Genomic DNA, 12,832 nt, shown 5'->3' with positions numbered 1-12,832 from the left:
CTGCGGCCCGACCGCCGCCGCGCCGAGCCTCGTGCCGCCGTAGGCCGCGACGCTGCCGAGCAGCACCCAGCCGAGGTCGCGGAACCGCGCCTTGAGCAGCAGCCCGAAGCAGACCGGCGCGACGAGCAGCGCGGCGAGCTCCGTCCAGCCCGGCGGCGCGTGCGGCGCGGCCGACGGCACGTCCCCGAGCAGCACGTCGGCGACCTGCGTGCCGAGCGCCACGCCGAATCCGATGCTGAGGAACGTCACGCCGGCGTCGAAGAGACGCGAGACGCCGGAGCTCAGATGGCGCGAGGCGAGCTCGGTCATCGCCACCGTCAGCGGCAGCCCGGGGATCAGCACGATCAACCCGGCGAGCGTGGCGACGTAGGTCGAGGCGACGCCGATCCAGCGCGAGAGGGCGACGGCGAGGAACGCGGCGCAGGTCGCGGCGACCGGCGTGTAGATCCGCGCGAAGGCGGGACGGCGCGCGGCCGCCAGCGCCAGCAGCCCGGTGGCGAGGCCGACGATCGCCGCCACCGCGGCCTCGGGCAGGTCCCCCTGCAGGAACCGCGTCGAGGCGGCCGACGCGCCGGCGTACGACGCGAGCACGACCGCCCAGTGACTGCGCGTCGGCTGGTCGACGATCCGGGCGAGGTGGCGCCGCGCCTCCTCGAACGGCGCGTCGCCGGTGACGACGTCGTGCGAGAGCGCGTGGAGCAGCGAGAGCTTCTCGAGGTCGACGTCCCCCGGCTCGACCCGCGCGAGCAGCGTGCGCTGCTCCGCCCCTTTCCCGAAGGCGCAGAAGATCGCCGTCGGCGTGGCCATGAACTCGGCGCGCACGGCGAAGCGGCGGGCGAGCGCCTCGAGCGCCTCCTCGACGCGCGGGGCCGACGAGCCGAAGCGGTGGAGCGCCCGGCCGAAGTCCGCGATGAACTCGATCGCGCCGACCGGCGCCTCCCAACGCTCCTCGTCCATGCCGCGCAGGTTACCGCCGATCCCGTCCGCCGCCGCCTCCGACGCGGCGAATTGCGCGCCCCGCGGCGCCGGCCGGGGGCGCGGCGATCGCCCGGACCGCGGCGGACCGCCGCCCGGCTCGGGCTCCTTTGACGGGCGGGCGGGTTGCCCCTATTCTTTGCGGCACGGCGCCGTAGCCAAGTGGTAAGGCAAGGGTCTGCAAAACCCTCATCATCGGTTCGACTCCGATCGGCGCCTCCACTCTCCGCGGACAGTCCCGCCCCCGCGACCCGTCGGGCCCGTTCATCGCGCTTTCGCTCTCAAGACTTGCGGTTCGGTCTTTTCCGACGCGCTCCGGCCCTCGACTCGCCCCGCACGTCTCCGAGCCCGGTTCCCCGCGCCTTCGACGTCCTGGGCGGCTCTTCCTGCTTCTCGAAGGAGAGGTCCGCGAAACTCTTCGTCGGGAGCCGGAACGCGCCCCATGCCGAGCGCGACGTCACCATCTCGATGAACTCGCGGGCCGCCGAGAAGAGAATCGAAGCGCCCGTCGCGCCCACGAGCTTCGCCGCGTCCGGCGTCTTCTTCGGCTCGGGCATTTCGAAGACGCCGACGCACCGCAGGTGGATCCTGTACGGCGGTCGAGACCCGTCCGCGGACGGCAGCGCGCGGATGGTCAGGACGACGAACCACTTCCTCCCGCTCTTGTCGGACTGCAGGGAGATCTCCGTTTCGACGCTCGAGGATCCCTCGCCCGGCTTGTGGCCGAGGTCGGCCTCGACTTCGATCTTCTCGTAGAACGAGCGCCTAAGCTGCAGCGGGGGCATCGGCATCTGCTTTTCCTCGGACGGGACGGAACGTGCAGGCCGCCTCGAACGACGGCGGCCCCTCCTCGGACTTCGGTTCCGCGCTCGCCACATCCCGCCAGTCGGCGCGCGCGCCGCGCTCGGCGAGGTGGACGCGAAGCTCCGCGCCGAGAGCCGCGGCGAGTTTCGCCATGCTGACGAGCGTGAAGTTGGCGTTGCCGCGCAGGATCTTCGTCACGTAGGCCGGCGAGGCGTTCAGCCGGGCCGCGAGTTCGGAGCGGGAGAGCCCCTGCATTTCCATCAGACTCCAGACGTCCTCGGTGAAGTCGTAGATGACGGCCGCCGCCGCGTATTCCGGCTTGGCCTCCGATTCACGAATGAACTTCCGGTAGCGCTCAGTGGCCATGGGGCGTCTCCGCAGCGTCGATGATGGTGACGTCGCCCGTCCGGCGCGCTTCCATGTACGCTCGGCGGCGCTGTTCCGCGCGGGCGACGTGTCGTTTCAGCACCTTCTCGCTCGGCTTTGCGGCGCCGTGGGCGACGACGATCAAGCGACCTTCGTCGAAAAAGTAGAACAGGCGCAGCTGCTTGTGCTTCAGCTCGTAGATGTACTGGCTCAGCCGCCGCGACTTCTCCTTGTTCCCGGGCGGCCCGTGCTCCGCGATGCTCTTCCGCAGCCACGCGAGACAGGTCGCTCCGTCGGCGTGATCCACCAAGAGGTCCAGGACGTCGCATGTCCGCTCCTCGTCGTCGTTGCAGATGCCGCAGACGTCCCAGTCCGCGCGCCCGATCCGACGGAGGATCATGCCGTTAACCTCAAGGTTAAATTACGCGGGCTCCCGCCAATCCGCAACGCCATCGTCCGCGGCGCCCCCGGCGGCCGCCGCCGGACAACCTCTCGCGAGCGCGCGCTCCGCCGACTTGGAGCGGCAAGCGCGGGTCCGCTCTCCAATACGGCGGGCGCGGCGAAGGTCCAGTTCCGATCGGCGGTTCCGTTCCCGCTTCGGGGAACTGCGTCCGGTCGGCGCCGCGCGCCCGCATCGGGGCCGCGGCGTTTTGCGTCCTGCGCGTCCATGCGATCCCGCCGCGGCCGTATCTTGGGGACGACGGAGGGACGGATGATGGAGCAGCCGACCGGGATCGTCTTCGGCGTGCATCCGCTCGTCGCGCACATGCGGTCGATGACCGCGAATCTCGAGGCGCGGACCGGGCGGGGGCTCGCCGCGTGGATCGAGGTCGTGCGGCGCGAAGGGCCGGCGGGCGACCGCGAGCGGCTGGTCTGGCTCAAGACGCGCCACAAGCTGGGCGGGGCCACGGCGGGGTTGATCGTCGAGTGCGTCGCGGGGCGGGGCCGCGCGTTCGCCGACGAGGAGACCTATCTCGCCGCCGCGCCGCGTCTGGTGGACGCCCTCTTCTCCGGCCCCAAGGCCGCCCTGCGGCCGCTCTACGAAGCGCTGGCCCGCCTCGCCTGCTCGATCGCCGACGACGTCCGGATCTGCCCGACGACGACCGCGGTCTCGATCCACCGCCGGCACGTCGTCGCCGAGATCAAGCCCGCCTCGCGGACGCGGATCGAGCTCGACCTCGCGCTCGGCGCCGAGAAGGGGGGCGGCCGGCTCGTCGAGACCGGGGGACTGGCCAAGAAGGACCGGCTGACCCACCGCGTCGTCGTCGAGCGGCTCGAGGAGATCGACGACGAGCTGACGGCGTGGCTGCGGCTGGCCTGCGAACGGGACGCCGAGCCCTGAGCGGCGGCGCGGGGGCGGGCGACTTTGCGCCGCGCGCCGCCGGCCGCAAGAATGGCGGGCGTGAGCGAAGAGAACGGCGGCGTGGAGTGGTTCTTCTACCGCGGGCTCGCCCAGGCGGGCCCGGTCGGCGAAGACGAACTGCGGCGGATGATGGCCCGCGGGGAGATCGCGCGCGACGCGATGGTCTTCCGCGAAGGGATGCCCTCGTGGCGTTCCGCGGAAGAGGTCTTCGGCGAGGCGGCGTTCGCCGCGCCGCTCCCCGTCGCCGAGGCGCCCCGTTTCGCCGCCGGTCCGCCGCGCCCCTGGCTGCGCTACTGGGCGCGCTCGTTCGACATGCTGCTCTTCGCGCTGATCCTCGCCGCGGCCGCCGCCCCGGTCCTCGCCGCGGCGGGGGTCGCGCTCGAGAAGGTCTCGCCGGCGTTCTTCGCGCCCCCGGCGACGCTCCTCTACGCGCTGCTCGAGGCGTGGATGATGTCCCGCTTCGGCGCGACGCCGGGGAAGTGGCTGCTCGGGATCGTCGTCCGCTTCCCCGACGGATCGCTGCCGACCTACCGCGAGGCGCTGCGCCGCAGCGCGCTCGTCGCCTGGCGCGGGCAGGGGCTCGGGCTGCCGATCGTCGGCGTGGTCGCCAACGTCCTCGCCTACGCCCGGCTCGGCGTCGAGCGCCGCACGACGTGGGACCGCGACAGCGGGTTCGTCGTCGTCCACCTGCCGGTGCGCCCGGCGCGCGCCTCGGTCGTCGCCGGCGTGCTGATCGGCGCCACCGCGCTCGCGGTCGCCGCCGCGCTCGCCGCCGGGCAGCTCCCGGGCGCCTGACGCGCGGCGGCGCCGCGCGCGCCCGCTCCGCGACTCTCCCCTCGTTCCGCGCCGCGGAATCCGTTGTCCCGCCCGCCCAAGGGCGGCACAATCGACGCATGGACGAGCGCACGCGCGGGCTGATCCACCAGAGACGGCGTCTCCTCTCCCTTTCCCCCGCGGCGCGCGTGGAGGCGATCCTCTCCGCGCCGCGCCCGGCGGAGCTGGTGCGGTCGCTGCCGGCCGCCGATCTCTACCTCACGATCGTCGAAACCGGCCTCGACGACGCGCTGGCGCTGCTGCCGCTGGCCTCGACCGACCAGACGGAGTTCTTCTTCGACGTCGACGCCTGGCGCCGCGACGACTTCGACCCGGCGCGCGCCGCGCGCTGGCTCGCCGCGATGCACGAGGCCGACCCCGAGACGGTCGTCCGCTTCCTGCGCGAGGCGGACGAGCAGCTCGTCGTGCTGCTCCTCTCCAAAATCCTCCGCGTCTACAAGCTCGACGAGTCGAGCGACCCGGCGTTCCAGCCCCCCGACCGCCCGCTCTCCACGCTCGACGGCACGTACTTCGTCGAGCTGCGCGACGACGAGCTCGAGGAGGCCGCGGGGCCGCTGTGGGAAGGGCTGGCGCGGCTGCGGGAGCGCGACCGCGCGGCGTACGAGGCGCTGCTCGAGGAAGTGATGTGGGCCGTGCCGCCGGAGCTGGCGGAGACGGCGTTCGAGCGGCGCGGCTCGCGCCTCGCCGAGAAGGGGTTCCCCGAATTCGACGAGGCGATGGAGGTCTGGGCGGGCGGGCCGGAGAGCGATCCGGCCGAGCGCGCGCGGCTCGTCGAGCGCGTCCGCGCGCTTCCCGCGCCGGCGTCCGCGGCGTCGCCCGAAGAGGAAGAGCGTCCTGCGGCGCACGTTCCCGCGCCGCTCGCCGAAGGGGCGCTGCCGGCGCTCGCCGCCGCGGCGCGCGGCCTGCCGCCCGAGCGGCTCGAGCGGCTCTTCGCCGACGTCGCCCGCCTCGGCAACCGCTTCGCCGTCGCCGGCCTCGAGCCGCTCGGCGAGCCGGAAACGCACCGCAACGGCCTCCGCACGGCCCTCTCGATGATCAACCTCGGCCTGGCCGAGCTGTTCGGCGACCGCGTGGCCGAGCTCGGGCCGCGCGCGCTGGCGGGGCTCTCGGTCTTCGAGCTGAACCACGCCGGCGTCGGCGCGGTGCTGCAGCGCGTGCAGGAAGCGCGGCGGCTCGAGCGGGGCTGGTTGTCGCGCGTGCACCTGGCGCGCCGGCGGCTCGACGCGCCGCTCGGCGAGACGCTCGACGGGCTGCTCGAGCCGCGGCCGGTCTTCGCCGACGGCGCGCTGCGGCGCCCGCCGCGCACGCTCGAGGATCTCGAAACGTGGGACGAGACGCTGGCCGTCGCCGCCGCCTTCGGCGTGTATCTCGAGGACACGCTGCGCGCCGGCGCCGCCGAACTGCCGGAGCTCGATCCCGTTCCGGCGCGGCGCGAGTCGGCGCTCGACGTCGACTGGTCGGCCGTCGCGCTGACCTCGATCGCGCGTCTCGCGCTGGGCGACGGAGCGCGGCCCAAGCCGCTGGCGCGCGACGAGGCGCGCCGGGCGATCGACCTTCTGGCCGACGAGGCGACGTTCGCGCGCTGCGCGGAGGAACTCGGCCTCGGGGCCGCGGCGCCGTACCTGAGGGGCGTGCTCGACGAGGACGTCGCGGAGCTGCCGCCGGACGAACCGCCGGACGCGCGCTTCGTCCGCCGGCTGCTCTTCCGCTGAGCGCCCCGCGCGTCAGACCTTCGCCGCGTGCTCCGGGGCGACGAGCGAGCGCAGCGCCTCCGACATCTCGCTCAGCGTGCACGGCTTCGACAGCACGACCGTCGGCCCGCCCGGACAGTCGTCCAAGCCCGCCGCGCCGTGCCCGGTGACGAAGAGCACCGGCATGCCGGGGAAGCGGGCGCGGAGGGCCGCCGCGATTTCCGGCCCCGAGCCGTCGGCGAGCTGGACGTCGGAGACGAGCGCCGCCGGCGCGGAGGTCAGGTTGAGGTTGCGCGCGGACGCCGCCCCTTCCGCGGCGCGGACGTCCCAGCCGAGCGCGGCGAGGCCGCCGGCGAGGATCTCGCGGACTTCCGGATCGTCCTCGACGAGCAGGATCGTCTCTCCCGTCCGACGCGCCCGCGCGACGACCGTCGCCGTCCGGCCCGCCCCGACTTCGGCGGGGCGGAGGTAGATCGCGAAGCGGGCGCCGCGCCCCGGGCCGCTCTCGACGGTGATCACCCCCGCGTGCCGCGCGACGATGCCGTGGACCGCGGCGAGGCCGAGCCCCGTGCCGCGCCCGACCGGCTTCGTCGTGAAGAACGGCTCGAAGATCCGCCCGATCGTCTCCGCCGGCATGCCGACGCCGGTGTCCTCGGCGGCGACGACGACCCACTCGCCGGCGAAGAGGCCGACGGCGCGCCGCGCCTCGTCCTCGCCCACCTCGCGCCGCTCGGTCGAGAGGACGAAGCGGCCGCCGTCGGGCATCGCGTCCCGCGCGTTGGCGGCGAGGTTGATCAGCGCCTGCTGGAACTGCGCGCGGTCGGCGAGCACGGCGCCGGCGCCGCCGCCGCGCAGCTCGAGGTGGATCTTCTCGCCGAGCAGCGGACGGAGCATCCGCGCGGTCGAGGCCACCAGGTCGTCCACGTCGTACGGCTCGCGCTTCAGCGGCTGGCGGCGGCCGAAGAGGAGCAGCTGCCGCGCGAGCCCCGCGCCGTTCCCCGCGGCGTCGAGGATCTGGTCCACCCGCGCGCGGGTTTCCGGCGCGGCGTTCAGCGCGACCAGCTCCGCGCTGCCGATGATCACCTGCAGCATGTTGTTGAATTCGTGCGCCACGCCGGCCGCGAGGCGGCCCATCGCCTCCAGCTTGCGGCTCTGCTCGAGCTGCTCGGCCAGCGCGCGCTCCGCGGTCTGGTCCACGCCGACGACGACGAGCGGCGGGTCGTCCTCGCCCCCCATCGCGCCGACGAACATGGCGAGGACGCGCGGCTCGCCGTCCTTCGTCCGCAGGTCGAACGGCGTGCCGTCGAGCGGCGGCTTGCTGGTGAGGGCGTCCTCCAGCGCGTCGCGGAACGCGTCCTCCTGGTCGCCGAGCAGCGGCGCCCAGACGTTCCCCGCGGCGCAGGCCTCGTCGCGTCCGACGCCGGTCAGCCGCTCCGCGGCGCGGTTCCAGAGCCGCACGCGGCCGCTCCGGTCGACGACGGCGATGAACGCCGCCGCGGTCTCGAGCATCTGCTCCTGGAAGCGGAGCAGCTCCGACTGGCGTTCGAACGTCGCGGCCAGCTCGGCCCGCGCTCGGCGCAGGTCGGTGACGTCGCGCAGGACCCACTGCGTCGCCGCGCGGCCGTGGAACTCGACCGGCGTCGCCGACACCTCGACGTCCCGCGTCTCGCCGCCGCCCGGCGGCGTGAAGCGCGCCCCTTCGCCGGGGACCGCGCCCGCGGCGAGGCGGCCGAGCGTCTCGGGGGTCACGCCGCGGGAGTCGTCGTCGTCGGCCGCGCCGAGCATCCGCCGCGCCGCGCGGTTGAGGTAGACGAACGTGCCGCCGCTGGAGACGAGGACCGCGTCGGGGAACGCCTCGAGCAGCCGCCAGTAGGCCTTGAAGACGCGGGCGCGGCCGCGGGCGACGACGAGCGCGACCGTCAGCCCGGCGGCGAAGGCGAGGCAGGCCAGCGCGACCGCGGCGATCAGCGCCGTGCGGCGCCAGTCGGGGGGCATCTCGACGTGGAGCCACTTCGCGCGGACCCGCTCCAGCGTGCCGCCGCGCTCGAGCTCGGCGAGCGTCGCGTCCACCGCGGCCTTGACGTCGGGGCGCGCCGGGTCGATCGGATAGGCGAGCCGGTCGTGCGTCAGCAACCACGGCGCGCCCCAGCGCTTGGCGATGGCGAGGCGGCCGGCGTAGCGGTCGCCGATCAGGGCCACGGAGTTGATGTAGTCGTTGAGGACGGCGTCGACGTCCCCTGCGAGCAGCGCCTCGAGCGACCGCTCGGTGGAGACGAAGCGGACGATCTTGACGTCGGCCCGGCCGCCGAAGCGGGCGCGGGCCTCGGCCTCGCCGGTCGCCCCGGCCTTGACGCCGACGCGCCGCGCGCGGCTCGGCGAGGGGCCGTCGGCGCGCACGACGAAGACCAGGCCGGTGTCGAGGTAGGGACGCGAGAAGGCGACGACGCGGCGGCGCGCCTCGACGTCGTAGAAGGCGCCGGCCGCGATCGTCGCCTCGCCGCGCTCGACGGCGCCGAGCGCCTCGCGGAACGGCATCGTCGTGAACTGGGGCGTCCAACCGTTCGCCGCGCAGATCATGCGGAGGACGTCGGCGTCGAAGCCGACGTACTCGCCCCCCTCCTCGTGGACGAACGGCTCGAAGGGCGATACAGCGATCTTCACGACGCCCGGCGGCCCCCCCGCGGGCGCCGGCTCGGCCTTCCCCAAGGCCGGCGCGGCGACGAACGCGAGCGCCGCCAACAGCGCGGCGCGGCATCCGCCGGTGACTCTGATGCGCCCCATGTGCAAAGTATTAACACACAGATTGACGTTCCGGCGCCGCGCCGCGCATGATTTCAGCGGAGGTTGAAATGGAGAGAACGATCGACCACGCGATGGTCACGACGGCCAACGAGTTGCCGGGGCACCGCGTCGTGCGGAACCTCGGTCTGGTGCGCGGCGTCGTCGTCCGCTCGCGGAGCGTCTTCGGCACCTTGGGGGCCTCGCTGCAGACTTTGGTCGGCGGCAACATCACTCTCTTCTCCGAGCTGTGCGAGAAGACCCGCGAGGAGGCGTTGGAACTCCTGCTGGCCCACGCCGCGGAGCGGGGGGCGAACGCGGTGGTGGCGTTCCGCTACGACGCCAACGACGTGATGCAGGGGGTCACCGAGGTCCTGGCCTACGGCACGGCCGTGATCGTGGAACCGAACTGATGGCCGAGGAACTCTCGGTCGCGACGTGGAACGTCAACTCGGTCCGCGCGCGGCTGCCGCACCTGCTCGACTGGCTGCGTTCGGCGCGTCCCGACGTGTTGGCGCTGCAGGAGCTCAAGGTCGCGGCCGAGGAGTTCCCCGCGGCGGCGTTCGAGGAGTTGGGGTACGCCGCGCTGGTCAACGGGCAGAAGACCTACAACGGCGTGGCGCTGCTCTCGCGCCGTCCGCTCGAGGCGCCGCAGGCGGGGCTCGCCGAGCACGAAGGGGACCCGCAGGCGCGGGTCGTCGCGGCGACGGTCGCCGGCGTGCGGATCGTCGACGTCTACGTGCCGAACGGGCAGGAGCGGGGGAGCGAGAAGTTCGCCTACAAACTGCGCTGGCTCGACGGCTTGGCGCGGGCGCTCGCCGCGCGCGGCGCCGACGAGCCGCTCGTCGTCCTCGGCGACTTCAACATCGCGCCGGAGGCGCGGGACATCCACGACCCGGCCTACTACGCGGAGACGATTCTCTTTACCGACGAGGAAAGGGCGGCCCTGCGCCGGCTGCTCGATCTGGGGCTCGTGGACCTCTTCCGCCGCTTCCACGACGAGCCGAAGCTCTACAGCTGGTGGGACTACCGGATGAACGCCTTCCGCCGCAACCTCGGGGCGCGGATCGACCTGCTGCTGGCGACGCCCTCGCTGGCCGAGCGCGCGCTGTCCTGCGACGTGGACCGCGCGCCGCGCGCGCTGGAGAAGCCGTCGGACCACGCGCCGGTCGTCGCCCGCTTCCGCCTCGCGTGACGCGGACGGCGCGCGCGCGGGACGGGGCCGCGGCCGGCGAGGGCCGGGCGGGGCGCTGGCCGCGGGGCGCGGCGCGGAAGACAATCAGGCCACTATTCTCAGGGATGAATCCGCGATGAACGAATCGAAGCCCCGCCGCCTCGTGGCCACGCTCGGCCCGCGCTCCTCGGACCTCGCCGCGGAGTTGGCGGCGAGCGGCGCCACCGGCTTCCGGCTCAACGCCTCGCACCTCTCTCCCGAGGAGACGGGGCGGCTGGCCCGCGCCGTGCGCGCGGCGGCGCCGGACCGCGAACTGGTGATCGACCTGCAGGGGGCGAAGATGCGCCTCGGCGGCTTCTCCGAGCGGCGGATCGCGCCGGGGGAGACGCTCGCGCTGTCCCTCGAGGCGCGCGAGGGGGCGCTGCCGGCGCCGCACCCGGAGCTCTTCGCCGAGGCGCGGGTCGGCGAGACGCTCGGCGTGGACGACGGCCGGTTGCGCTTCGTCGTCGAGCGCCGCGCGGACGAAGAGATCGTCGCCCGCTGTCTCGTCGGCGGCGCGCTCCGGCCGCGCAAGGGGATCAACCTGCTCGAGCATCCGGTGCGTCTGGCCGGGCTCTCGCCGCGCGACCGCGCGACGCTCGCCGCGCTGCCGGAGGGGCCGGCGACGATCGCCTTCTCGTTCATGCTCGACGGACGCGAGGCGGAATGGGTCCGCGCGGCGCGTCCCGGCTCGCGCGTCGCGGGGAAGATCGAGCGGCGCGAGGCGATCGACGCGCTCCCGGCGATCGCGGCGGCGGCGGACGAAGTCTGGATCTGCCGCGGCGATCTCGGCGCGCAGCTCGGTCTGCCGGAACTGGCGCGGTTCGTCCACGAGTTCGACCCGCGCGTTCTGCCCTGCCCGTCGCTGATGGCGGGGCAGGTGCTGCAGCACCTCGCGCGCCACGACGCGCCGACTCGCTCCGAGGTCTGCCACCTCTACGATCTTCTGGCGCGCGGCTACGCGGGGATCGTCCTTTCCGACGAGACGGCCGTCGGCTCGACGCCGGCCCGCGCGGTCGCGACCGCGGCCGCCCTCCTGGGCTCGCTCTGAGCGACTGATCCGGCGGTTGCCGGAAGGCGCGCTCCGTGTAAGCTCCCTCTTGCGGGGAGATTCGACAATGACCGGAGGTTCGGTGAGGGGCTGCATCGCTCGGGGCGCACAGGCGGTCTTGGGCGTGCGGCGGGGCCGGCAGGCCACCGTTGTTGTCGCGAGTCTTCTGGCTCTGACCGTTCTCGCTTCGATTTTCGCGCCGCTCTTGCTTTCCGCGCCCGGCGAGGTCGCGGCGGTTGTTGTTCTGTTCATCGCTGGAATGGCGTGCGTGCACGATTTGGCGGCATTCCTGTTTGTGGTGCTGACGGTTGCGACGAATGTGTTCGGCTTGGTCGATCTGAACACGAACAAGGCGATAGGGCTTCCCGCGTACGACGTTGCGTTGACGGCTCTCTTCGGCCTGTTCGTTTTGTCGCGCGTCGTGCGGGGCGACATACCCCTGCGGGACCGCCTGGCCACTCTGCCCGCGCGGCTTCTCTTGGGGCTGCTTGCCGGAATCGCGGGGCTTATCGTCTATTCATCCCTGAACTGGGGTCAGACCCCATGGGTCAGCGTCCGCGGCGCCCACGACGTCGTCTTCTATGCACTGGGCCTATTCTGCCTGTTCGTTCGTATCGACGAGAGGGAGCTCCGTCGGTGCACTCGGCTCTTCGCCGCCGCCGGTTGCATCGTGGCCTTGGTTCCGGTCCTTGGGTTCTTTTTCGACCTGAAGACTGTCCTGCCCGGCGTGCGGATCGATTCCTATGTTGTGGCGGGGCAGCGGTTCTTCCGCACGGTGCCGCAGGGCTACTTCCTCCTCTACATTGCCTTCTTCCTCGTTTTCTACCAAGCTGATCTCTTTCGTCCCGCGGTGCGCAGCACACTGCTGTGCCTTCTCGGTTTGGCTGCGGCTTTGATTGGGTTCCGGGCCGGATGGCTCGGTCTTGCCGGGGCTGTAGGTTGGCTCGCCCTGCGGGACTCGCGCCAAAGCGCTTCCACTTCGGCGCGAACGCTGATACAGGGGGGTTTGGTCGTCGCGCTGGTCGCGGGGTGTGTCTGGCTGACCGGCTCTGGGTCCTACATCGGCGGCCGTGTCAGTGTCGTGTCGTCCGACTTGGCGCAGGACGGCCGTCCCTTGGACACTCTTGGGTCCCTCAGCACGCGTATGTTCCAGATCCATGCGCTGGGGAAGATCTTCTCCCGCCAACCGGTTCTGGGGGCGGGTTTCGTGTTCGGAGACGGCCCCGCCGCGGGCGTGGCGCGCGAATTCGGGCTGCGCTTCGTTTCGACGAACGATGTCGGCTGGATGGATATGCTGGTTCGCGGCGGTCTCGTCGGAGCCGCGTATTTCGTCTTCGCCGTCGCCATGTTGCTTCGTCGCCTGAGAGCGCTGGAAGACGCGCCAATCGGGCCATTTGCGCGCGCGGTGCGCGGCTATCTGTGGTTCTGCCTGATCGACATGATCGGAGCGGCGCCGTTCAGCTGCCCGACCGGCGTCGTTCCACTGGTGACATTGCTCGGTCTGCTGGGCGCTTCTTTTCCCAGTGCGGGAGCTGTCCGCGCTTCTAAGGACGGTCGGCAGTGACGTCTTGAACCACCGTTCTCATTCGGTCGCTGCGAAATAACCGAGGAACCGCTCCGCGACGCGCGCGACGTCGAACGACTCGACGGCGCGGCGGCGGCCGGCCGCGCCGTGCCGCGCGCGGAGCTCCGGGTCGTCGAGGTAGCGGCCGAGCGCGGCGCCGAGCGCGGCCTGGTCGCCGGGGGCGAAGAGGACG

The 12,832-nt window shown here is 72.9% G+C and carries 13 protein-coding genes and 1 tRNA gene; 8 read left to right on the top strand and 6 right to left on the bottom strand.

Going from position 1 to position 12,832, the window contains the following annotated elements:
- Positions 1-957, bottom strand: a 957-nt coding sequence (locus LLG88_04930; GenBank protein ID MCE5246251.1) for a threonine/serine exporter family protein, incomplete at its 3' end; no start/stop codon positions are given.
- 166 nt (positions 958-1,123) lie between these two features.
- Between LLG88_04930 and LLG88_04925 the strand changes: the two genes are divergently transcribed.
- Positions 1,124-1,197 (top strand) — tRNA-Cys (locus tag LLG88_04925).
- Between the two features lie 59 nt (positions 1,198-1,256).
- Here the strand turns inward: LLG88_04925 and LLG88_04920 are convergent.
- From LLG88_04920 to LLG88_04910, 3 genes are read right to left on the bottom strand one after another with little or no spacing between them, the layout of a single operon-like run.
- Entirely contained in the window at positions 1,257-1,766 is a 510-nt protein-coding gene (locus LLG88_04920) for a protein-export chaperone SecB (GenBank protein ID MCE5246250.1), read from the bottom strand.
- Positions 1,741-2,145 (bottom strand): helix-turn-helix transcriptional regulator, encoded by a 405-nt coding sequence (locus LLG88_04915; protein MCE5246249.1) that lies wholly within the window; start codon positions 2,143-2,145, stop codon positions 1,741-1,743. The genes LLG88_04920 and LLG88_04915 overlap by 26 nt, the downstream gene beginning before the upstream one ends.
- Positions 2,135-2,545: a type II toxin-antitoxin system RelE/ParE family toxin gene (locus LLG88_04910; GenBank protein ID MCE5246248.1), complete on the bottom strand. Its 411-nt coding sequence runs from the start codon at positions 2,543-2,545 to the stop codon at positions 2,135-2,137. The genes LLG88_04915 and LLG88_04910 overlap by 11 nt, the downstream gene beginning before the upstream one ends.
- A gap of 312 nt (positions 2,546-2,857) precedes the next feature.
- On the opposite strand from LLG88_04910, the gene LLG88_04905 reads away from it, so the two are divergent.
- The 3 genes from LLG88_04905 (at position 2,858) to LLG88_04895 (ending at position 6,054) form a co-directional block, all read left to right on the top strand.
- Entirely contained in the window at positions 2,858-3,487 is a 630-nt protein-coding gene (locus LLG88_04905) for a DUF5655 domain-containing protein (protein MCE5246247.1), read from the top strand.
- A gap of 60 nt (positions 3,488-3,547) precedes the next feature.
- The gene (locus tag LLG88_04900; protein MCE5246246.1) at positions 3,548-4,303 is read left to right on the top strand and encodes an RDD family protein; all 756 of its coding nucleotides are present in this window, start codon (positions 3,548-3,550) and stop codon (positions 4,301-4,303) included.
- Between the two features lie 98 nt (positions 4,304-4,401).
- Positions 4,402-6,054, top strand: coding sequence for a DUF6178 family protein (locus LLG88_04895; protein MCE5246245.1), 1,653 nt, complete (start codon positions 4,402-4,404; stop codon positions 6,052-6,054).
- 12 nt (positions 6,055-6,066) lie between these two features.
- Here LLG88_04895 and LLG88_04890 read toward each other — a convergent pair whose 3' ends face one another.
- Complete coding sequence (locus tag LLG88_04890; protein ID MCE5246244.1) at positions 6,067-8,814, bottom strand: transporter substrate-binding domain-containing protein; 2,748 nt, start codon at positions 8,812-8,814, stop codon at positions 6,067-6,069.
- 68 nt (positions 8,815-8,882) lie between these two features.
- Here LLG88_04890 and LLG88_04885 point away from each other — a divergent pair, with 68 nt between their 5' ends.
- The 4 genes from LLG88_04885 (at position 8,883) to LLG88_04870 (ending at position 12,639) form a co-directional block, all read left to right on the top strand.
- Positions 8,883-9,224 carry a heavy metal-binding domain-containing protein gene (locus LLG88_04885; protein ID MCE5246243.1) on the top strand — a complete coding sequence of 114 codons (342 nt, stop codon included), beginning with the start codon at positions 8,883-8,885 and terminating at the stop codon, positions 9,222-9,224.
- Entirely contained in the window at positions 9,224-10,006 is a 783-nt protein-coding gene (gene xth, locus LLG88_04880) for an exodeoxyribonuclease III (GenBank protein ID MCE5246242.1), read from the top strand. The genes LLG88_04885 and xth overlap by 1 nt, the downstream gene beginning before the upstream one ends.
- A gap of 115 nt (positions 10,007-10,121) precedes the next feature.
- Positions 10,122-11,075, top strand: coding sequence for a hypothetical protein (locus tag LLG88_04875; GenBank protein MCE5246241.1), 954 nt, complete (start codon positions 10,122-10,124; stop codon positions 11,073-11,075).
- An 82-nt stretch (positions 11,076-11,157) separates the two neighbouring features.
- The gene (locus LLG88_04870) at positions 11,158-12,639 is read left to right on the top strand and encodes an O-antigen ligase family protein (GenBank protein ID MCE5246240.1); all 1,482 of its coding nucleotides are present in this window, start codon (positions 11,158-11,160) and stop codon (positions 12,637-12,639) included.
- Positions 12,640-12,657: 18 nt separating this feature from the next.
- Here LLG88_04870 and LLG88_04865 read toward each other — a convergent pair.
- Positions 12,658-12,832 (bottom strand): glycosyltransferase (locus LLG88_04865; GenBank protein ID MCE5246239.1); only part of this gene is annotated, 175 nt, incomplete at its 5' end.

Source organism: bacterium, from assembly GCA_021372775.1.
Lineage (GTDB): Bacteria > Acidobacteriota > Polarisedimenticolia > J045 > J045 > JAJFTU01.
The sequence above is the reverse complement of the archived record's forward strand: the minus strand, read 5'-3'. Positions and strand labels throughout refer to the sequence as shown.